This is a genomic window from Thermotoga caldifontis AZM44c09 (assembly GCF_000828655.1).
In the GTDB taxonomy this organism is placed as follows: domain Bacteria; phylum Thermotogota; class Thermotogae; order Thermotogales; family DSM-5069; genus Pseudothermotoga_A; species Pseudothermotoga_A caldifontis.
The window spans coordinates 1-20,889 of the sequence record NZ_AP014509.1 but is presented as its reverse complement, the minus strand read 5'-3'; the positions used below and the strand labels follow the sequence as shown (position 1 = coordinate 20,889).

The window sequence follows — 20,889 nt, the reverse complement described above, 5'->3', positions numbered from 1 at the left end:
CCAAGCATGACTCTGGAAGTACCTTCAGGAAAGCTCTCCGACCTGGTTCAGTACCAAGATGGTGCGATAGTGAGCAAAACGATCCTCGACAAAAAGACGGGGAACGTGACAGTCTTTGCCTTCGACAAAGACCAAAAGCTTTCAGAGCATACGGCACCGTTCGATGCACTGGTGTACGTTCTGGATGGTGAGTGTGAGATCAGGATATCGAACAAGCCGTACCGTCTCAGGGCGGGAGAATTCGTAGTGATGCCCGCGAACGAGCCACACGCAGTGAACGCTGTTGAGAAGTTCAAAATGGTTCTGGTGATGATCAAATCCTGAGCTTCATCGTCTGAATTCTCTGAAGAGTTCTTCGAACGCGTTCAGGGCTTCCTCTATATTCTCTCTCGACACATCGTTGTGTGTGACGAGTCGTATCGAGGTGTCTGAAAATGCAACTGCCAGTACACCCTTTTCCCGCATCGCGCTCAAGAACTGGTGTGCGTTGACTTTCAGATTGTCGGTCTTCAATATCACCATGTTCGTTTCCACATCTTCAACGTTCACCGAATAACCAATCTCCCTCAGTTTCATCGCTAAGAACTTCGCGTTCTCGTGATCTTCCTTCAACCGATCGACCATCCTGGTCAGGGCGATGATGCCTGCCGCCGCCAGAACGCCCGCCTGTCTCATACCCCCACCGAGGATCTTCCTCGCCTTTCTCGCCTTCTCGATGAACTGCCTGCTTCCCACGACTATCGAACCTACCGGGGCACAGAGACCTTTGGAGAGACAGAACATCAGCGAATCGGCGTACTTAGCGTACTCCTTGACGGGAACGTTGGACGCGATCGAGGCGTTGAAGATCCTCGCTCCATCCACGTGAACGTTTATCCCATATTCTTTTGCGATCTCGTATATCGCCTTGAAGTTTTCCAGTGGGACGACTCTACCGCCCGATCTGTTGTGGGTGTTTTCTATCGTTATCAGTGAGGTCCTTGGAAAGTGTATGTCCTTCGATCTTATGGCCTTCCTGACATCGTTTGGATCCATCGCACCGTTTTTACCTTTTATCGGGTGCGGCATGACACCGGAGAGGACAGACATGGCGCCGGCCTCGTACCAGAAGATGTGGCTGTCCGCTTCGAGTATCACCTCATCTCCACGCTGCGTGTGTGCCATGATGCTGACCTGATTTCCCATCGTTCCAGACGCAACGAAGAGGGCAGATTCCTTGCCGAACATCTCCGCGGCGAGTTGCTCGAGTTTGTTCACTGTGGGATCTTCACCGTAGACGTCGTCGCCGACTTCGGCTTCGGCCATCGCCTTTCTCATCTCAGGTGTCGGTTTCGTGACCGTGTCCGAACGAAGATCGAGCACGCTATCACTCCTCAGTGGTTGAACTTTCTCAGAACCTTGCCAGGTCTTTCACCCGTGAACTGTCCATCGCGCAACACGACCACTCCGTTGACGAGAACGTGCACGATGCCTTCGGGATACCTTTTTGGATCTTCGAAGGTTGCAAGCTCCTGAACTTTTTCCAGATCGAACACGACGATGTCCGCAACCATCTTCGGTCTCAGGATGCCCCTGTCGAAAAGTCCGATCTTTCTCGCAGGGAAACCCGTCATCTTCCAGACGGCTTCTTCCACGCTCAGAAGCTTCTGCTCCCTGACGTAGCGCGCCAGCACCCTCACAAAGGTCCCAAAGTTCCTCGGATGTGGATGGCCGTGTGAGAGCGGTCCGGAAACTGAAAGCGCACTGCCGTCCGAGCCTATCATCGAATAAGGGCTTTTGATGACGAGCTTGACATCCTCTTCGTCCATCGCAAACCTTATCATCCCGACCCGACCCCGTTCTTCAAGGATGAGATCGAACGCGGTTTCGAGCGGATCTTTGTTGAGAACTTTTGCGATCTCGCTGAGGATTTTTCCCTGAAACGGCTTGTTCTTTTCGCTGAACACGTAGCTGATGTGTATTTTATCGTAACCACCCATGGCCTTCTGCACAGGATCGATCTGTTGTTTGATCCTTTCTCTGATCTTCGCATCTCTCAACCTTTCGAGCATCTTTTCGAGCCCGCCTTCGTGGACCCAGTCTGGCAGTATCGCGTCCAGATCGGTCGACGTTGCCGTGTAAGGGTAAACGTCGCACGTGACGTCGTAACCTTCGACGCGTGCTTGCTCTATCATCCTGAGCGTTTCTTTCACCTTGCCGAAGTATTTCTCTCCGCAGGCTTTGTGATGGGAGATCTGAACGGAAACTTTGCTCTTCTTACCGATCCCGATCGTTTCCTGAACCGATTCGATCAACCTCGCACTCTCACTACGCATGTGTGTGGCGTAAAAACCATTGTACCTGTGCACAACTTCGCACAGTTCAACTATCTCGTCAATGTCTGCGAAACTTCCCGGTGGGTATATCAAACCGGTGCTCATGCCGAACGCACCCTGTCTCATGGATTCTGCCACGAGTTTCTTCATCTTCTTCATTTCTTCAGGCGTGGGCTTTCTGTTTTCGTACCCCATCACGGACTTTCGAACCGTTCCGTGCCCGACGAGGGTGGCGTAGTTTATCGCAGGTTTCGCGTCCTGGAGCGCGTTCAGATAATCTTGAACGGTTTGCCAGCCCGCTTCAACGCCGTACATGTCTCTGTAGTACTGTTTCGTTTCTTCGAGTGCGTCACCCAGCAGTGGGGCGAGAGAATAACCGCAGTTTCCGACGAGTTCGGTGGTGACACCCTGTCTCAGCTTGCTCTCACAGAAAGGATTCACGAAGGCAGAGAAGTCTGAGTGGCTGTGTATGTCTATGAAACCTGGGCACACGAACATACCCTTCGCGTTGATCACTATCTTCGCTTTCCTCCGGCCGAGTTTTCCTACCTCGACTATCTTTCCGTTTTCGATGGCCAGATCTGCGTAGAACCAGGGATTACGCGTTCCATCCACCACCATTCCGTTCACTACCAGCACGTCGTACACGATCATCACTCCGGAAAAAAGAGCGCGCAACTGCGCGCTCACACGATGATGTTCAGCAATCTTTTTGGAACGTACACGGCATCTTTCGGACTGTTGCTCACGAATTTCTTCACCTTTTCGCTCTCCAAAGCGATCCTGAGGACTTCTTCTTTCGTTGCGTCGATGGGGACCTTCACCCTGTCTCTCAGTTTACCGTTCACCTGGACCGCGATCTCCACTTCTTCGACTTTCAGCGCGTCGGGATCGTACTCTGGCCATGGTTCCTCCATGATCGATGTCGTTTTGCCCATCGCGTGCCAGAGTTCTTCAGCGAAGTGCGGTGCGAACGGAGAGATCATCAAAACGAACTTCTCAGCAAACTCTTTCAACAGCGGCACGTGCCACGAATCTTCCGGAACTTCCTGAAGATAATCCGACACGTCGTTGACGAGTTCCATCAAGCCACTGATGGCCGTGTTGAATTTGAAACCGCCTTCCATGTCCTGCGTGATCTTCAGCAGGGCAGAATGTAACTTCCTTCTGAGTTCTCTTTCTCGAGGACCGAAGTTCGACGAATTCTTAGGTTCGAGTGAAATGATCTTGTCTATGAGGTTCCAGGCCCTTCTGATGAACCTGTGTACACCCTCGATGCCCGCATCGCTCCACTCGGCATCCTTCTCGGGAGGTCCCATGAACAGTATGTAGAGCCTCAACGTGTCGGCACCGTACTTTTCGATCATGTCGTCGGGAGAAACGACGTTCCCCTTACTCTTGCTCATCTTTGCACCGTCTTTGTATATCATGCCCTGCGTGAACAGGTTGGTGAAGGGTTCGTCGAAGTCGAGATAACCAAGGTCGTGCAGGACCTTCGTGATGAATCTCGAGTAGAGCAAATGGAGTATGGCGTGTTCCACTCCGCCAACGTACTGATCGACCGGCAACCAGTAGTTCACGTCTTCTTTTTTGAACGGGGCGTCTTCCAAATCGGGATTGATGTACCTCAAGAAGTACCATGAGGAATCGACGAAGGTGTCCATCGTGTCCACTTCGCGCGTGGCCGGACCACCACATTTCGGACAGGTCGTTCTCTTGAATTCTTCTTTCAGCGCCAGTGGGGACTGTCCCGTCGGCAGGAATTCGACGTCGTACGGGAGCGTCACGGGTAAATCCTTCTCAGGCACTGGAACTACGCCACATTTTTCACAGTAGATGATGGGTATCGGGGCACCCCAGTATCTCTGGCGGGATATGAGCCAGTCCCTCAATTTGTACTGTACCGAGCGTGTTCCGATCCCACGTTCTTCGAGCCATTCTATGACCTTCTCCATCTCTTCCGGAACCTTCGTTCCACTCAATGGTCCACTGTTCACCATGATGCCCGGCCCATCGTAAGCTCTATCTTCGTTGAACGGTTCGGAAGGCTGTATGACCTGCCTTATCGGTATGCCGTACTTCTTCGCGAATTCGTAATCTCTCTGATCGTGTGCCGGCACTCCCATGATCGCGCCGGTACCGTACTCCATGAGGATGTAGTTCGCCACGTAGATGGGAACCCTCTCACCGTTCACGGGATTTATCGCGTACCTGCCGGTGAAGAAGCCTTCCTTTTCTGCTTCGAGCGCACCCCTTCTGTGCCTGTCCTGCATGCTGACGCGTACAAGGAATTGTTCAAGGTCGTGTTTGAGTTCTGGCAGGACGATCTGTTCCACCAACGGTGATTCCGGCGCGAGGGCCATGAAAGTGACACCCCAGAGCGTGTCCGGTCTGGTTGTGAATATCTCGATATCGACATCGAGTCCCTCGACTTTGAACTTCACCTTCGCACCTTTGCTCTCACCGATCCAGTTTCGCTGCATCGTTTTGACGTGCTCGGGCCAGCCCGTGAGCTTATCCAGATCTTTCAAAAGCCTTTCTGCGTAATTGGTTATCTTGAAGAACCACTGTTCAAGGTGCCTTATCGTTATGGGAGTTCCGCAGCGCTCACATCTTCCATCTTTCACCTGCTCGTTCGCGAGCGAGGTCATACACTTTGGACACCAGTTCACGGCAGCCTTCTTCTTGTACGCAAGACCTGCTTCGTACAGTTTCAGAAAGACCCACTCGGTCCACTTGTAGTAAGGTTCGAGACACGTGATTATTTCTCTATCCCAGTCGTAGCTGATCCCGAGACGTTTTATCTGTTTTCTTATCGTGTTGATGTTGTTCAGAGTCCAGTCCTTTGGATGGATCTTCCTTTCGATCGCGGCGTTCTCCGCGGGCAATCCGAAGGCGTCGTAACCGAACGGATGCAGCACGTTGTAACCACGCATGCGCTTGTAACGCGCAACTGCATCGCCTATCACGTAGTTCTTAACGTGTCCGACGTGCAGTGTTCCAGAAGGATAAGGGAACATGACGAGCATGTAGTATTTGGGCTTTTCACTCCTCTGAGGTGTTCTGAAAAGGCCTCTCTCCTCCCAGTACCTCTGCCATTTCGGTTCTATTTCACTCGGTTCGTACTTCGGCACAGCACCACCTCCAGCTACTTAGCTAAGATTATATCATTCAGCAACGAAAAGAGCTTCGAAAACGCCCTGTACCTGTGGCTCACGTTATGCTTCTCCTGGCCGAGTTCTCCGAACGTTTGAGCAAAACCTTCTGGGATGAAGATCGGATCGTAACCGAAACCATATTTTCCACGTATCTCCTCACTTATGTGCCCTTCGACGATCCCTTCTGTGCAGACCAGCAGCTTTCCAACAGGATCGTAGTAAGCAGCGGCGCAGACGAATCGTGCGGTTCTATCAGTCTTACCTTCGAGCATCTTCAGGATGAACCTCATCTTTTCTTCGTAACTGGCTTTCGGCATGAACCTCGCAGAATGAACGCCTGGAAATCCGTTGAGTGCATCTATCACCAGACCAGAATCGTCAGCGATCGTTGGAAGATTCGCTTTTCTTGCATAAAACATCGCTTTCTTTACGGCGTTCTCCGTGAAAGTTTCTCCATCTTCTTCGGCTTCAGCTTTAATACAGAGATCCTTCAGCGTGACGATCTTTACACCTTCAGGGACGAACCTCCTGATTTCTTCGACTTTGTGTTCGTTCCTGGTCGCTAACAGGAGCATTCGATCCCCTCCAGCATCTTTCTCACCGAAGCTGGATCTGGATTTCTGAATATGCCATAACCCATGACGAGTATTTCGGCACCGGCGCAGACAACTTTTTCCATCGTTTCTTCGTTAACACCGCCATCGACCATGATCTTCACATCCAGCGACCTTTCATCTATCATGCGCCTGAGCCGTTTGATCTTCTCAACGGTCCACTCTATGAACTTCTGACCCGAAAAACCGGGATTGACCGTCATCACGAGCACGCCGTCGAGTTCCACAAGGATGTCCGTGAGTACCTCCACGGGCGTGTGCGGATTGAGAACCGCGTACGCTCTTGCACCGTTTTCCTTTATCTTCTGTACTGTGCGATGGAGGTGCACACACGCTTCGTAGTGAACCCCGATCCACGATGCCCCAGATCTGGCGAAACTTTCTACGTATTTGTCTGCATCGATGATCATCAGATGAACGTCTATCGGCAAGTTCGTGCAGGATTTGACCGCTTCCAGCAGTGGAAAACCGAAAGTGATGTTCGGCACGAACACGCCATCCATCACATCGAGATGGATCATGTCCACGTAGGGTTGAACCCTCCTGATTTCTTCGGCGAGCCTTGAAAGATCGCAGGCGAGGATGGAAGCAGAAATCATCCTCATCCTTTGCTCACTTCCCTGAACATTTCAAGGTAGTTTTCGTAGCGGGTTCTGGCTATCACACCTTCTTCGACGAGTTCCTTTATCCTGCATCCCGGTTCATCCACATGGTTGCAGTCCTTGAAGAGGCAGTTTCCGTGCTCTCTGATTTCTTTGAAGTAGTACTTCAACTTGTCCGGTCTTATGTGATCGATCTCTATCAGTGAAAAACCGGGTGTGTCGGCGACCAGACCACCGAAGGGAAGGTGTAGCAGTTCGGCGGCCGTGGTGGTGTGCCGACCACGCTCGAGCTTTTCTGAAACTTCCTGCGTCCTCAAATTGGCACCCGGGCAGATGACGTTGAGCAGACTGCTCTTACCGACACCGGAAAGCCCCGCGAAGACAGAAACTTTATCTTTGAAATGTTCCACGAGTTTGTCTATGCCTTCCTTGGTCTTGGCACTCGTCATCACCACGGGATACAATTTTGAATACGTTTCCAGAAAATATCTTTTCCTCTCCTCATCTTCCTCGCCGAGCAAGTCTATCTTGTTGAGAACGATGAGTGCGTTCAGGTTCGCTTCCTCGACGAGCACAAGGAGTTTGTCGAGTACGAGCAGTGGAACTTCAGGTCTCTTCAACGTGTAGACGCAGACCACCTGATCCACGTTCGCGATTTTAGGTTTTGGAAGTTCGTTCTTCCTCTTCAGTATGGACTCCACCACGCCCGTGTCGTGTACGCGCACGTATTCGACGATGTCTCCGACGACCGGTTTGAGGTTCGACAGTCTGAACCTTCCTCTCAGCACACACCTTATCCTCTCTTTGGTGTTGATGTCTTCCACGAGCAGAGCGTTCGACATGAATTTGACCACTATGCCTCTGTTCCTGATGTCAATCCCTCCCCGGTTCACCCACATCTATGAGAATGGAGACTTCCTCACCCTTTTTCAACTCGCTGCCTGGCGGTGGGTGTATGCCCATCACTCTACCATCCACGCCCTTGAAGGGCATTTGAACTATTCTAACTTTAAAACCCATACCCCGCAATATGGTTTCGGCCGTTTCTCTCGGTACCCCGACCAGATTCGGTACCACAAATTTGCGCGGTTCTTCACAGAACAGATTCACCGTTCTGCCTTTTCGCACTTTACTCTGCGCCTGCGGAACGGTGAATTGAACGGTCCCTTCCCCATGGACTTGACCGACCTTCAAGCCAGCGTTTTCGAGCATCTTCCTCGCTTGTTCAACACTCGTGCCGGCCACGTTGGGAACGACCGTCTGTGCCGGCCTGATCCAGAAGAAGATGAAGAAAGCCAGTGCACCGAGGAAGGAACCGATGAACAAGAAGACGGTGAAATTGAGGATGTTTCTCAAGACTTTGCTTGAAGTTTTCTGAGCCTGAGCTGACCGCATGCCGCTTCGATGTCCGCTCCTTTCTCCTGCCTTAGTTCTGCTTCGATCCCGTTCTCGAGGAGAATCTCTTTGAACCTCGTCATCTTCCATCGGGATGGTTTTTCGAAGCCGGCCATCGTGGGGTTAACGGGAATCAAATTGACATACACTTTCAGATCTTTCAGGAGCTTCGCGAGCCTTCGCGCGTCCTCGTCGAAATCGTTGAACTCTTTTATGAGTATGTACTCGATCGTGACACGCCTGCCAGTTTTCTCCTGGTATATCTTGACCGCGTGCAGTATTTCTTCGATGGAATACTTTCTGTTGATGGGGACGATCGCGTCCCGTTTTTCGTTGCTCGCCGCGTGAAGCGATATGGCGAGTCGAACGTCGAGCCCCTCTTCGGCGAACTTCACTATCTTGTCCGGGATACCCACCGTGCTGACCGTGATCCTGCGAACTCCGACGTCCTTCATCTTCGGATGTATCAACATCCTGATGCTCTTCACCACGTTGTCGTAGTTCAGGAACGGTTCTCCCATGCCCATGTAAACGATGTTTCTGACGTTTCTTCCAGAATCGTTCTCTACCGCGAGGACCTGTCCCACGATCTCATCCACGGTCAGATTCCTCACGAAACCGCTCTGACCCGTGGCACAGAAGGTGCACTTTATGGGACAACCCACCTGCGTGGAGATGCACGCGGTGGCGTACCCTTCGTGGAACAGAAGGACCGACTCGATGGTGTTGCCGTCCTCGAGTTCGTACAGAAACTTTGTCGTTTTGTCTATCTTCGACACTCTCTTTTCGAGCAGTTTGGGCAATCTTATGGTGAACTTCTCCCTGAACAGGGCCCTGTGTTCTTTGGATAGGTTCGTCATGGCCTCGAAGGTGAAGACACGTTTTTTGTAGACCCAGTCGAGCAGTTGATCTGCACGATACCTTTCAAGGCCCATCTGGGTTACGGCATTGACCACTTCATCGTAACTCATCTCGAGCAGGTTCAAACTCTCACCTCAACAATGATTATAGACTGCGTGGAAGAACTCTGGATGAATTTTGTTCGATGGTGTTTTGAACACAAAAAAGCCTCTCGTAGTTGTTCTATAATCTTGTGATCGGGAGTGATGAATTTGACGGTGAACGAAGCAAAGTTTTTGTGCAAGAAGATCATGCAGGCGGGAGAAGTTCCCCTGCTCGTTGGACATTTCGGCGTTGGTAAAACTGACGTGGCCAGACAGATCGCCGCCGAGACGAACAGGAAGATCGTCGTATTGGTCCTCTCACAGATGGAGCCCGGAGACCTCATAGGACTTCCTTCGAAGCAAGAAGACAGAACGAGTTTCCTGAAACCAGACTGGTGGCCGGAGAACGGGGATTATCTGATAGTTCTGGATGAGATAAACCGCGCTCACAGATCGATAAGGAACGCGATCATGCAGCTCCTTATAGACAGGCGCATTCACAACCATGTTCTACCGGACGGAGTCTGGATCATGGCCACGATGAACCCGCCAGACGAAGAGTACGACCAGGCCGACCTCATAACGGATCCAGCCTTTCTGTCGCGCTTCTTCGTCCTTTACGTGAACCCCACGGTGGAGGAATGGAGAGAGTGGGCGCAACTCAACGGTGTCGACTCGAAGGTGTTGGAGTTCATCACGAACTATCCAGAGTTCCTTTATGCGAGCAATCCGTTGTCCCTTCGAGCCGAGCTGAGACCGAGCCCGAGGAGCTGGTACAAGCTCAGCAAGGTTTTGAAATACATGTCGGAAGAGGAGATCGAAAAGTACGGCTACACACTCGCATCGGCGATAGTGGGTGCCGAGGCGGCGAAGGCCTTCATCGAGTTCAAAAGGTCCGAATCTGTACCCATGCCGCGCAAGGTTCTGCTCGAAGGTGTTGAGGAAGTTTACAAGAGCGATCTCGACAGATCCAACTCGTTGATCCTCAGACTGATAGACTACTTCTCCAAATTGAGCAGTGAGGAAGCAGAACTTCTGATCGCACACGTTTCGAGGGTGGCTCAGAATATAGATAGACTCGCTTCGATACTGCCGAAGGACTCTTTCTATGCGTTGGTGAGGTTCATCGTGGACAGGGCGAACAAGGACGAGCGTAACTCCGAATTCTTCGAAAAACTGCTCGAAAGGCTCTCAAACCTTGACAACACGAGGGCGGCGCTGAAGGATCTATGATCGAAAAGATTTTCATCAACCTCGCCAGACGTTCCCCTTTCTACATGTACCTGCTTCTGAACATGTCGGTTCAGCCTTCACTCGAAGCGGAGAAGCTCTATCTGTCTTTCAAAAACGGCAGATTCACCATCGTTTACAACCCGCGCTGGATCGAGCGAAAGTCCGAGCAGTTCGTTGAGGCTTTCCTGCTCCACCAGCTCATGCATTTGATAAACCTGCATTTTCTCATCAAACCGAAGGACGATCGGGACAGGGCCATATGGGACTTGGCGATGGATGCCGCCATCAATCAGCACATCCCGGAGCTGGCCGCGTTCGGTGTCCCTCTGAACCTGCTCGTCGAAGAAGGTCACGGTGTGGACAACGAGAACCTCTTCGTTCTCCCTCCCGACTGGATGCCAGACAGGTCCGCAGAAGAATACCACAACTGGATCCTGCAGGAGATGGAAAGACTCGGCAAGTTCGATGTTCTGGTCGTTGCAGAACTGCGAGAAAGCAGTCTGGATTCTCACCAGCAGATGCGCACGTGCGACAACGTGGACATGATGCTCGAGTTGAGTCAAAGCATGCTCTCCAAGGCTTTCAACCTTTACGGCAGGGAACTGCCCTCGGGTGTGAGGAGGATGGTGGAACTTTCCATTCTCAAACCTGTTTTGAACTGGCGAGACACTCTCAGGCGGTTCGCCGGCGTTTCCGAATACGGTGAGAGGTACATGACCCCTCTGAAACCGAACAGGCGTTACGAGGATCAGCCAGGCTGGAAAGTGGAACGTGCGGCCAGGCTCGGGCTCATCGTCGACACGAGTGGTAGCATAGTTCAGGAAGAGTTGGATGCCTTCTTCACCGAGATAGAGGCGCTGTCACGCTACGTGGACACGAGTCTGGTGCTCGTGCAGGTCGACAGAGCGGTGAATTTGAAAGTGAACTACTCCAGGGGCATGTGGAGGAACTTGCAGATCGTCGGTGGTGGAGAGACGGACCTTCAACCTGCCGTGGATTACCTCGAGCACAACTACAGGCCCGAGGGGCTGGTGATCTTCACGGACGGGTATGCGGACCTTCCAAAGGTGAGAAGGAGAGTTCTCTTCGTTCTGTCCAAATATCACAGCGACGAGTTCTTGATGCAGGCACGCGAGACGTACGGACGTTCGAGCGTGGTGGTTCTGGATTGGTGAGCGTGGGGCCAGCCAGTGTTGCGAACGAATTGAAAAGGGTGTTCGAAAGGATCGAGGTCGGCGATTTCCTGGTTCAGATGGAAGCCTTCAAGGAGAAGTTGGACCAGTACCACAGGCACGTGGTGCTTTTCTCTGCTGGAAGATCAGAGAATTTTCACCTTTTCGTGGCCGTGGACCATCTTGGAAGAAGAACGGCGGGTTTGTCGATCGTGAATCCCTTCGAGAAGAATTTACCGATATATTCGTTGAAGTCGCGAGTGGAAGTTGAAGACGTTTACGAACGTTTGTTCTCGGTCAGCCCAGCTTTTCACAGATGCGGCATCGTGAGGCTCCCGTTCGATTTCAAGATGATCTGCGGTGTGGGCGATGAAGATTTTCTCGGTAAGGAGATCTTCAAGGAGAAGATTTATGGAGAGAGAAAACTGTCTTTCGCGGAACTCGTTGATGAATCTATCTACAGACAGCTGCTGTCTTTGAACAACGCTTCGATAGACCTGGTGACGGTTCGCCTGCTGGATGAGGGGATCCTGTGTTTGTTGAGAGCGCCAGAGGATGTGGATAGATCGCACGTTCCCTTGCTCGCGGAAATCGCGCAACTGCTCAAATCTAAATACAGATTCGCGTGCAAGGCGAAGTATCAGAGCATCAATTTCACTTCACCTGTTCTGACGAGCGTTTGCATCGAGTACGAAAGGTTGTTCTCTGGTTTCGATGTGAAAGACTTTTGCCACGAGTTTTCAAAGAAATTGATGGAAGCTTATCGGTGTGTGATAAAAAGTATTTAAAAAACGGGGGCAACGCCCCCCAACGTGTGAGAAGGTGCTTGTATGGGTAGAGGTTGCTGGTGGCCGTCCGCGCTTTCACTTCCATGATAACATCTCCCTGAGGCGTTTTTCAGTCCCTTAATCCTCGCTTTTCTACTGTGTTGCGTGGTGTAACATGTATTTCTTCTGCGATCCTTTAATTTGCCATCAGATCGGTTCGAAAAAGATGCTCAATCGGGGTACATGATCCGCACATTCATATTTCTTGGGGTGTGAAATCTTGAAAGCATGGGTTATAATGTGAAGTAGAGGTAAAGCAAAGATTTCAAGGGAGTGGTTCGGTGGGACGAGTCATCGATCTCATCATTCGTGACAGAAACATCGAAATCACCACTGATACACCCCTGGTGGTGATGGTGAGGGATCTGTTCTACGATGGAGACTGGCACACGATGATGCAGGATTTGAAGGAGAAAAAGGACATAATCGAAGAGATCGAGAAGTGCATTTTCATCGAGGAGAACGTGGTATCGCTGAACGAGATCATATACGAACCTGTGTGCTTCGATGAGCTGAAACATTGGTTCGAGGAGAAGAACATATTGCCAAAGGATTTCGTTCATGCCTCGCTGGCGGGACTTTACGATCTGGCACTGGACTACGCCGACGGAGATTTGCACGAGGAAGCTTTCAAAGTGGTCAGGTACATGCTGGAGGTAGACAAGAATTATGCTCCCGCCTACGAACTTTACGGTTCTCTTCTCATCGAGAAGGGAGAAATAGAGCAGGGTATCAAGTATTTGGACAAAGCGATCGAGATCGATCCGTGGCTGGTACCGGCTTACGCTTCGCTTGGAGAGGCGTATTACAACAGTGGAGATTACCTGAGAGCGGCTTCCTACTGGGAAAGGGAGATCGAGTACGCGCCGGACAACAGACTCACCTACTTCATGCTCGCGGATGCATACAGGAAGATCAAAGCTTACGACAAAGTCTGCGACGTTTTAGAAAGACTGTTGAAGAGAGATCCTGAAAGTATCGTGGCGATGTTCCAGCTCGCTCAGGCTTACAGGGATGCCGGAAGGCATGAAGACGCACAACGTATCGAACAGAGGATCCTTGAAACGAGGCCGACCCGTGCGGAGGATATCGAACCGTGGGCCAGAGTTCAGCTGAAACACGGTAACTACCAGCGTGTCCAGGAATTTCTGAACCTGCTGCCAGACACAGAAAGAATGAAGCCTTATGTGAAACTGCTGTCCGCGCTCTGTGATTTGAAACAAGGAAAGCTGGAGAAAGCCAGGCAGGCGTTCCTCGAGGTCAAAGATCACAGCCCGTGGTTCCTGTACGGTAATAGGGAATTCTTGTCAGAGTTCATGAACGAGGAGGAGATGCGCACTTGTGGCATCTTTTGAACTTCGTGCTGGGAGCGATCATAGGGAGTTTCCTGAACGTGGTGATATACAGACTGCCGAGGAGTCATTTGAGCATTCTTAAGCCTGCAAGGTCGATCTGTCCGAAGTGTGGCGCACAGATCGCGTGGTACGACAACATACCTATCCTCAGTTATTTCATTCTGAGAGGAAAGTGCAGAAACTGCGGTTCTTCAATAAGTGTCAGGTATCCTCTGGTCGAAACGGTGAGTGCCCTGGCTTATCTGGCCAACTCTTTCGTACCGAATTTGGTGGTCTATCTCTCTTTATGTCTGTTCGCCTCCTGTGCCATAGTGATGAGTTGCATCGATTTCGAATTCTTAGCCATACCCGACGTGACACTCGTTCTCAGCTGGGTTGCAGGTTTTCTGGTATGGTGGATGAAGGGTTTCCCTGTCTGGAACGCTGTCGGAGCCGCTGCAGCGATGTTTCTTCTGTGGCTGCTTGGGATCGTTTACAGAGGAGGAATGGGGGAAGGAGACGTAGTCCTGATAGGAGCGATAGGAATAGGAGTGGGGTTCATCGAATCTTTCTACGTGCTCTTGGCGTCATCGGTGTCCGCCATAATCTACGCACTCGTGAAGGGAAAAGGAAGACTCGATCCGAAACAGAAGATTCCCTTCGGAACCTTTCTGGCACCGGCTGGGTACGCGATCTTGCTGGTGAACTCACTCGTGTAAGGGTGTTCTGAAGGGGGTCAGCGATGGAGAAATCGAGCCTCAAATACTTTCTTGCCTTCTTTATCTTTTCAGTGTTTGTTTCGATCCTTGTGCTTTACAAACTGTTCCCCATAAGGTATTACAATACAGTGGTCAGAGAAGCTCAGGGGATCGATCCTTTGCTCGTCATGGCATTGATAAAGGTTGAAAGCGGTTTTCGGGAAGACGCAGTTTCTCCGGCTGGCGCTGTGGGATTGATGCAGCTGATGCCTTCAACGTTCTCCTGGTTGAAAGAGAGGTTCAAGCTGGAAGGAGACATTCACCGGGTTGAAGACAACATCACTTTTGGTTTGCTCTATTTGAGCTATCTGCTGAACCTGTACAATGGTGATCTTGAAAAGGCGCTGGCGGCCTACTACGTTGGACCATCCAGGGTGGGAGAGTTTGAACGTGAAGCCGCCGCTTACGTTAAGAAGGTTATGAATTACTACAGAGTTTACAAGATCCTGTATTTCTGGTTGAGGTGAGACACTTGAAAGTCATCAGCTCCGAAGAGATGAAGACACTTGAACGCCTGACGGAAGAGTCGTTCAAGATTCCGGCATCTTTTCTCATGGAACGTGCAGGGCTCGCGGTGGTCTTAGCGCTCGAGCAGGAGTTCGGCGAGCTTTCCAACAGATCTTTCTTGGTGCTGTGTGGGACCGGTAACAACGGCGGCGATGGCCTGGTCGTGGCGAGGAATTTGCTGGACCACACCGACATGGTCAGCTGTGTGGTTGTGGGCGAAGAGGAAAAGATGACCAGCCTGACTCGCGAAAATTTTGAGAGGTTGAAGTCACTCGGCGTCGATATCAAGAAGTTAGGGGTAGACATCGATCTTGACGGCCTGGCTGAGTTGATCAAGGAGAGCGATGTAGTGATAGATGCCCTGCTCGGTACCGGCACACGTGGTGAGGTGAAAAACCCGATTCTGGACGTTATAAAGCTCGTGAACCTGTACGCGAGTTACGTTGTCTCTGTAGATCTCCCTTCCGGCGTGGAGTGCGATACAGGAAAGGTGCTCGGTATGGCCGTCAGGGCGAATCTGACCGTTACGTTCGCGTTTCCAAAGCCTTGCCACGTGCTGTTTCCCGGAAGGGAACTCACCGGTAAGTTGAAGGTCGCGAGCATAGGGATACCCAGAGTCCTTTGTGAGTCCATGAACCTGAGGAGGAACATCGTCACCAAGGGAATGGTGAAGAAGATCCTGCCGGAGAGAAAGAAAGATTCTCACAAGAAAACCTTCGGTAGTCTGCTCGTAATAGCGGGTTCTCGTCGGTATCTCGGCGCCCCTGTGCTCACGTGCCTGGGGGCACTGAGGGCAGGGTGTGGTTACGTGAGGCTGCTCAGCTGTGAAGAAGTCGGGAAACTCGCGGTTGGTCGGGAACCTGGATTGGTGTTCACGGCTATCGAGGCTGACAGTTTCTCACCGAAGGACATCGACACGGCGTTGAAACTCGCACAGGAATCGGATGCGATCGTACTGGGACCGGGCTTGACCGACGAGCCGAGCGTGTGCGAGTTCGTTGTGAACTTCTTGAAACAGGTTGAAAAGCCTATCCTGATCGATGCGGACGGTTTGAACTGTCTTTCACGCGATCTGAGCGTCCTCGGTTCACTGAGCGCACCCATCGTCATGACACCGCATCCTGGAGAGTTTGCCCGTTTAGTGAAGCAACCTGTCGAACAGGTTAGATACAACTACGTGCTGGCCGAGCAGTTTGCGCATCGTTATGGTGTCATTCTGGTGCTCAAAGGAGCAACGACGATCGTCACAGATGGGAAGAACACGTATTACAATCTTACAGGAAACACTTCGCTCGCCAAGGCGGGTAGTGGCGATGTCCTTGCCGGCGTGATCGGTGGCTTTCTCGCTCAAGGTGTAACACCGCTGGAAGCGAGCATCCTTGGCGTTTACATTCACGGTCTTGCGAGTGAAAAGTACAACGCGAGTGAAGGTACGATGCTCGTCAGCGAGCTGCCGGATCTCATACCGTACGCCATTGAGGAGGTGGCCAGATGAGTGACGCCGTTGAAAGATTGGTGAGGGATCTGATCAGGGAAAATCAACTTTCACGCGCCAGGGGAGTTCTGAGTATCTTTCATGACGATTATCCTCACCTTCTGCTCGAACTCGAGGCTGCGTCTGGAAACTGGATGGCTGTTTTAAAAATTTACGAGCGTTTGAGCGAGGAAAAGAAGGAAGAGTACAAGACGCTCTACAAAACTGCTCAAGAGAGGGTGAGGGAGAACTACAAAGAAGACGTCAAAGACTCGTTCGAAGAGATGGACAGGGCGAACCTTGAAGGTGCGATGGCGATCCTGGAGGCCGTTTCCAAGTCTTATCCGGAGCTGGTAGAAGTCGTTGCACTGAAACTGGAGCTTGCTCGCAGGAAGGGGGACAAAGCGCGCGAGAAGATCTTCGAAGAGCTCCTGAGGAAGCTCGATGCGTCGCATCCATCCCTCTCAAGGAGGGTGGAGGGGACACAGAAAAGATCTTTCGATCTCGTCATCTTAGTCCTCATCTGTGCTACGTTGGTTTTCAGCGTCGTTGGACTGTTACGTTCAGGACCCAGCAAGGCTGCGATCGAGGCGGTCGTGAAGGAACAGATATCACCCGTTTCCGAAAAGGTTGAAAGATTGGGAGAAACATCGAATCGGTTGGCCGAGAGCCTGACGAGCTTAGAATCGAAATTTGAAGGGATGTCAAAGACACAGCTCGAGCTGTCGCAGAGTCTCGTGGAACTGAAGCTCAGCGTGAACGACATCGTTGCGAGGATTCAGTCTGGCGAACAGAAGAGCGATGAAATCATGAACGAAATCAGGCAATTATCGGGACGAATCGATCGGCTGGCTGGTACAGGTGCGGCCAACGAAAAAGCTCAGTACAGCGTGCATTCGAAGTTCGATCTCAACACAGCGCGTTCGTTCTGGTTGTTCGGATACGATCTTTACAAGAGGGGCTATTATCTGGATGCTGCAGAGATTCTCAAAAACCTTTTTGACCAGCTGGGCGATGAGGTTTACTTCAAGGACGATGTGTATTACTACATGGCGCTGAGCTATTACTCTGCAGGCAAAAAGGATGAAGCGAAGAAAACGTTTGAAGACTTTCTGCGAAGGTATCCAGAGAGTCTCTACGCACCACACGCCAGATATTTTCTGAGTAAAATTGAGTGATGGATCTTGGAGTCTTTTCCTACTGTATCGACGCGAGAAAGCTGCCGCTTCCAATAGATTGGGAAAGTTTGTTCAACAGAGAAGCCGAGCTCGTAGTTGAGCTCGGTTTTGGTAATGGGGAATTCCTGGTCGGACTCGCCAAGCAGGATCCTTCGAGAAACTACATCGGTTTTGAAACGTCCCTCACGAGCATTGTCAAGATCCAGAAAAAGATTCATTCTGAAGGTTTGAACAACGTTCGCGTTTTCATGGTTGATGGACATTTCGGTTTGAGGGAGTTCTTTGAGGACAATTCCGTGCAGGAAATCTACATAAACTTTCCCTGTCCCTGGCCCAAGAAGGCGCACGCGGAGAGAAGGTTCACAAACCAGGCTTTCGTCACGACCGTGGCCGCGGTTCTGAAGAAGGGTGGAAGGTTCCATCTGACGAGCGATGTTGAATGGTACGTTCGCGATATGGCCTCGCTCATGGAGGAAAACGGATGCTTCGGGGAAGTCTCCATTTTCACAAACGATCGCATCGTGCTGGGAACACGTTACGAGAGAAAATGGTTGTCTCAAGGGAAAGTGAGTTACACGTTGAGGGCTGTCAAAACCGATCACAGAACGGTTGAGAGATGGACCTGGGGGGAGACAACCGTGCCACACGTACACGTCAAAGATGTGGACAGACAAAAATTGCTCGGACTGAAGGAGCAGGTGTTCAAGCACGAACGGGGTGTGTTCGTCGTCAAGGATGTCTACACCTCGGAAAACGAATACCTGCTGAGGATCGTCTCCAGCGAGTCGAACTTCCAGCAGAGATACTTCATCAGTGTCGAGAAGAAACCTGAAGGATGGCTCGTCAAGCTCGATCCAGATGCGTTTGCGTACAGAACCTTCGTTGTGAAGTTCTCTGTCAGGAAGGTTGCAGAGGTGATAAGCACTTGAGATTTTCAGTTCTTGGTGCTGGCAGCTGGGGAACCGCGTTCGCGAAATTGCTCGTCGAAAACGGTCACGAGGTTCTTTTGTGGGCAAGAAGAACTGAAACTGCAGATTCGATCAACGAACAGCACAGAAGTGAATACCTCGAAGGAATGGAGCTTCCGCATCAGCTGAGGGCGACGAACGATCTCGAGGAAATACGAAATTTTTCCGATCTCCTGGTTATAGCCGTACCTGTGAAACACACAGAAGAGATCTTGCAAAGAATACACCCTGCACCGAAAGTGGTTCTGAATCTGTCGAAGGGGATCAACGAGGATCTGAAAACGGTAAGTCAGATCGTTCGCAAAATCTGGCCTGAAACGACCTACGCGGTGCTCTCAGGCCCCTGTCATGCCGTGGAAGTGGCCAGCAGACGCCCGACAGCCGTGGTCATCGCATCGAAGGATTTGAGGCAGGCCGAAATCTTACAGAAAGCTGTCAGCAATTCCTATTTCAGATCTTACATCAGTCACGATGTGATCGGTGTGGAGGTCTGCGGAGCGATCAAAAACGTTATCGCGATCGCTGCGGGTGTCGTGGATGGATTGGGAGGATGGTACAACGCCAAGGCCGCGTTGATCACGCGGGGTCTGCACGAGATGGCCCGCTTCGGACTGGCGTTCGGCGCGGAGAGTCCTCTCACGTTCATGGGGCTCGCCGGTGTTGGGGATCTCGTGGTGACGTGCAACAGCCCGTACAGCAGAAACAGGTATGTCGGTGAGATGGTCGCGAAAGGGTTCGAACTGTCCGCGGTGCTCTCACAGATGAAGATGGTTGCGGAAGGCGTTCACACCGTAGGACCACTGTTGAAACTGGCGAAGAGCTTGAACGTCGAGATGCCAATATGTGAACAGGTTTACGAGATACTGTTCGAAAGGAAGAATCCAGAATTGAGCATTCAGCAGTTGATGAAAAGACCCTTGAAGGTGGAGAGCAGTCTCACATCAATTGGTTCGCCGTTTTGCCTCTGAAGTGTTCAAGAACCTTGTTCAAAGCCGATTCAAGCGATTTGTTGTTCTTCAGATTCAGCGCGAACCTTTCGATGGCGTTGGACACCGTGGGATGGGATTTGTTGAATGTCTCCGCTATCTTTCTCAGGGATAGTCCGAGGTAATTCTTCGCCACGTACATACCGAGCTGGCGAGCGATGAGAACGTTACTCTTTCTGCTGTTCCCTTTGAGTTCTTCTTGTGTAACGTTGAAGATCGTACATAGGACTTCGAAGAGTTCTTCTTCTATGGGTTTTTTCACCGTTTCTGGCTCAATCGAGAGTATCTGTCTCGCCTTTGAAACGTTGATATCCTCGTTGTAGATCTGCTTGTGCATCAGGAGCTTCGCGATGGCGCCTTTCAGTCTTCTCATGTTGTCGTTGAACTTCTCCGCGATGAGCATCAAGACGTCGTCTGGCAGGTCTCCTCCTTCGAGTTTGACCATCTTCTGAGCGATCTTGAAGCAGGTTTCAACGTCCGGTTTTTCTATCTTCACAACCACACCCATCTGGAAGCGGCTTATCAGTCTATCCTGAAATCCGTCGAGCATTTGCGGGTCTCTGTCGGAACATATCACGATCTGTTTACCGGCGTTGTGGAGTTCGTTGAAGGTGTGGAACAGCTCAGTCTGAATGCCGTTCTTACCGATGAGGAACTGTACATCGTCCAGCAACAGCACGTCTATCTTCGTTCTGTAACGCTCCCTGAATTCCTGAGCGGTACCCCTCTGGATGGCCTCTATCAGCTCGTTCAAGAACCGCTCGCTGGTCAAATAGACAACCCTCATCTCTGGCTGGTGCTTGAACAGATAATGGCCTATGGCCTGCAGAAGGTGAGTTTTTCCCAGCCCCACGCCCCCATACAGGAACAGAGGATTGTACTTGCCCGGATGCTTCGCAACTTCCAAACAGGCACTGTAAGCGAACATGTTGCCAGGTCCCACCACGAAGTTCTCGAACGTGAAGATGGGATTCAGTGGGGTGAGAACGAGCGGCCTTTTCCTGACCAAAGGCTCACGCTCGTCTTCTTCGGGCTGGTTCTGTAGCGGTGCGTGCTCTATCCTGAACTCCATCGGGCGATTGAAGACCTCTTTCAGCGTACGGGCTATGAGACTACCATACTTCATCTCGAGCCAATCCTTTATGAAGAGATTGCCAACCTCGAAGACGACAAGATTTTCCCCTATTTCTTTGACATCGAACGTGCTGAACCAGCTATCCCAGGTTCGACGGTTCAGCTTGGCTTTGAGCGCCTCTACGATCTTTTCTTTCATGAATGAGACCCCAATCTGTCTGAGAGAGTGAGCGAGCACTATTATTATCTATCCAGCAGATGGGGTGGATCAAGGAACAGAATTGTTTATGTTCTAAAAAACTTCCACCGGGGTGAGAGGGAAAAGAAAAGAGGCGGAGGTCCGCCTCTTT

20 protein-coding genes are annotated in these 20,889 nt (G+C 51.2%); 11 read left to right on the top strand and 9 right to left on the bottom strand.

The genetic code is table 11. The features are described from left to right. Positions 1-6: 6 nt before the first annotated feature. Positions 7-324 carry a cupin domain-containing protein gene (locus tag TSP01S_RS00100; RefSeq protein ID WP_041075427.1) on the top strand — a complete coding sequence of 106 codons (318 nt, stop codon included), beginning with the start codon at positions 7-9 and terminating at the stop codon, positions 322-324. Positions 325-327: 3 nt separating this feature from the next. Here the strand turns inward: TSP01S_RS00100 and ltaE are convergent, their stop codons facing one another. From ltaE to rlmN, 8 genes are read right to left on the bottom strand one after another with little or no spacing between them, the layout of a single operon-like run. Beyond that, entirely contained in the window at positions 328-1,362 is a 1,035-nt protein-coding gene (ltaE, locus tag TSP01S_RS00095; protein WP_041075425.1) for a low-specificity L-threonine aldolase, read from the bottom strand. Positions 1,363-1,373: 11 nt separating this feature from the next. Beyond that, positions 1,374-2,963, bottom strand: a complete 1,590-nt coding sequence (locus TSP01S_RS00090; RefSeq protein WP_052463594.1) for an N-acyl-D-amino-acid deacylase family protein — start codon at positions 2,961-2,963, stop codon at positions 1,374-1,376. Between the two features lie 38 nt (positions 2,964-3,001). After that, entirely contained in the window at positions 3,002-5,449 is a 2,448-nt protein-coding gene (gene leuS, locus TSP01S_RS00085) for a leucine--tRNA ligase (protein ID WP_041075421.1), read from the bottom strand. Between the two features lie 14 nt (positions 5,450-5,463). Continuing rightward, the gene (rdgB, locus tag TSP01S_RS00080) at positions 5,464-6,048 is read right to left on the bottom strand and encodes an RdgB/HAM1 family non-canonical purine NTP pyrophosphatase (RefSeq protein ID WP_041075419.1); all 585 of its coding nucleotides are present in this window, start codon (positions 6,046-6,048) and stop codon (positions 5,464-5,466) included. Further along, the gene (gene rpe / locus TSP01S_RS00075; protein WP_041075417.1) at positions 6,036-6,692 is read right to left on the bottom strand and encodes a ribulose-phosphate 3-epimerase; all 657 of its coding nucleotides are present in this window, start codon (positions 6,690-6,692) and stop codon (positions 6,036-6,038) included. Before rpe ends, rdgB begins: the two co-directional genes overlap by 13 nt. Then, the gene (rsgA, locus tag TSP01S_RS00070; protein WP_171816790.1) at positions 6,689-7,588 is read right to left on the bottom strand and encodes a ribosome small subunit-dependent GTPase A; all 900 of its coding nucleotides are present in this window, start codon (positions 7,586-7,588) and stop codon (positions 6,689-6,691) included. Before rsgA ends, rpe begins: the two co-directional genes overlap by 4 nt. Beyond that, the gene (locus tag TSP01S_RS00065; protein ID WP_231848569.1) at positions 7,563-8,045 is read right to left on the bottom strand and encodes a PASTA domain-containing protein; all 483 of its coding nucleotides are present in this window, start codon (positions 8,043-8,045) and stop codon (positions 7,563-7,565) included. Before TSP01S_RS00065 ends, rsgA begins: the two co-directional genes overlap by 26 nt. Next, complete coding sequence (gene rlmN / locus TSP01S_RS00060; protein WP_041078201.1) at positions 8,042-9,055, bottom strand: 23S rRNA (adenine(2503)-C(2))-methyltransferase RlmN; 1,014 nt, start codon at positions 9,053-9,055, stop codon at positions 8,042-8,044. Before rlmN ends, TSP01S_RS00065 begins: the two co-directional genes overlap by 4 nt. A 141-nt stretch (positions 9,056-9,196) precedes the next feature. On the opposite strand from rlmN, the gene TSP01S_RS00055 reads away from it, so the two are divergent. The 10 genes from TSP01S_RS00055 (at position 9,197) to TSP01S_RS00010 (ending at position 19,447) form a co-directional block, all read left to right on the top strand. Next, complete coding sequence (locus TSP01S_RS00055; protein ID WP_041075412.1) at positions 9,197-10,261, top strand: AAA family ATPase; 1,065 nt, start codon at positions 9,197-9,199, stop codon at positions 10,259-10,261. Further along, on the top strand, positions 10,258-11,436 hold the full coding sequence (locus TSP01S_RS00050) for a vWA domain-containing protein (protein ID WP_041075410.1): 1,179 nt from the start codon (positions 10,258-10,260) through the stop codon (positions 11,434-11,436). The genes TSP01S_RS00055 and TSP01S_RS00050 overlap by 4 nt, the downstream gene beginning before the upstream one ends. Positions 11,437-11,438: 2 nt before the next feature. Further along, on the top strand, positions 11,439-12,221 hold the full coding sequence (locus tag TSP01S_RS00045; RefSeq protein WP_231848568.1) for a DUF4895 domain-containing protein: 783 nt from the start codon (positions 11,439-11,441) through the stop codon (positions 12,219-12,221). A 320-nt stretch (positions 12,222-12,541) separates the two neighbouring features. Next, on the top strand, positions 12,542-13,615 hold the full coding sequence (locus TSP01S_RS00040) for a tetratricopeptide repeat protein (protein WP_041075406.1): 1,074 nt from the start codon (positions 12,542-12,544) through the stop codon (positions 13,613-13,615). Beyond that, entirely contained in the window at positions 13,600-14,313 is a 714-nt protein-coding gene (locus tag TSP01S_RS00035; RefSeq protein ID WP_041075404.1) for a prepilin peptidase, read from the top strand. Before TSP01S_RS00040 ends, TSP01S_RS00035 begins: the two co-directional genes overlap by 16 nt. 23 nt (positions 14,314-14,336) lie before the next feature. Next, positions 14,337-14,819, top strand: a complete 483-nt coding sequence (locus TSP01S_RS00030; protein WP_041075402.1) for a lytic transglycosylase domain-containing protein — start codon at positions 14,337-14,339, stop codon at positions 14,817-14,819. Continuing rightward, complete coding sequence (locus tag TSP01S_RS00025) at positions 14,816-16,354, top strand: NAD(P)H-hydrate dehydratase (RefSeq protein ID WP_331708170.1); 1,539 nt, start codon at positions 14,816-14,818, stop codon at positions 16,352-16,354. The genes TSP01S_RS00030 and TSP01S_RS00025 overlap by 4 nt, the downstream gene beginning before the upstream one ends. Continuing rightward, positions 16,351-17,511, top strand: a complete 1,161-nt coding sequence (locus TSP01S_RS00020; protein WP_041075398.1) for a tetratricopeptide repeat protein — start codon at positions 16,351-16,353, stop codon at positions 17,509-17,511. The genes TSP01S_RS00025 and TSP01S_RS00020 overlap by 4 nt, the downstream gene beginning before the upstream one ends. Then, positions 17,511-18,440, top strand: coding sequence for a tRNA (guanosine(46)-N7)-methyltransferase TrmB (gene trmB / locus TSP01S_RS00015; RefSeq protein WP_052463414.1), 930 nt, complete (start codon positions 17,511-17,513; stop codon positions 18,438-18,440). Before TSP01S_RS00020 ends, trmB begins: the two co-directional genes overlap by 1 nt. After that, positions 18,437-19,447: an NAD(P)H-dependent glycerol-3-phosphate dehydrogenase gene (locus TSP01S_RS00010; RefSeq protein ID WP_041075396.1), complete on the top strand. Its 1,011-nt coding sequence runs from the start codon at positions 18,437-18,439 to the stop codon at positions 19,445-19,447. The genes trmB and TSP01S_RS00010 overlap by 4 nt, the downstream gene beginning before the upstream one ends. Here the strand turns inward: TSP01S_RS00010 and dnaA are convergent. Beyond that, complete coding sequence (gene dnaA / locus TSP01S_RS00005) at positions 19,416-20,738, bottom strand: chromosomal replication initiator protein DnaA (RefSeq protein ID WP_041075394.1); 1,323 nt, start codon at positions 20,736-20,738, stop codon at positions 19,416-19,418. The two genes, TSP01S_RS00010 and dnaA, sit on opposite strands and share 32 nt — an antisense overlap. Positions 20,739-20,889: the final 151 nt, after the last annotated feature.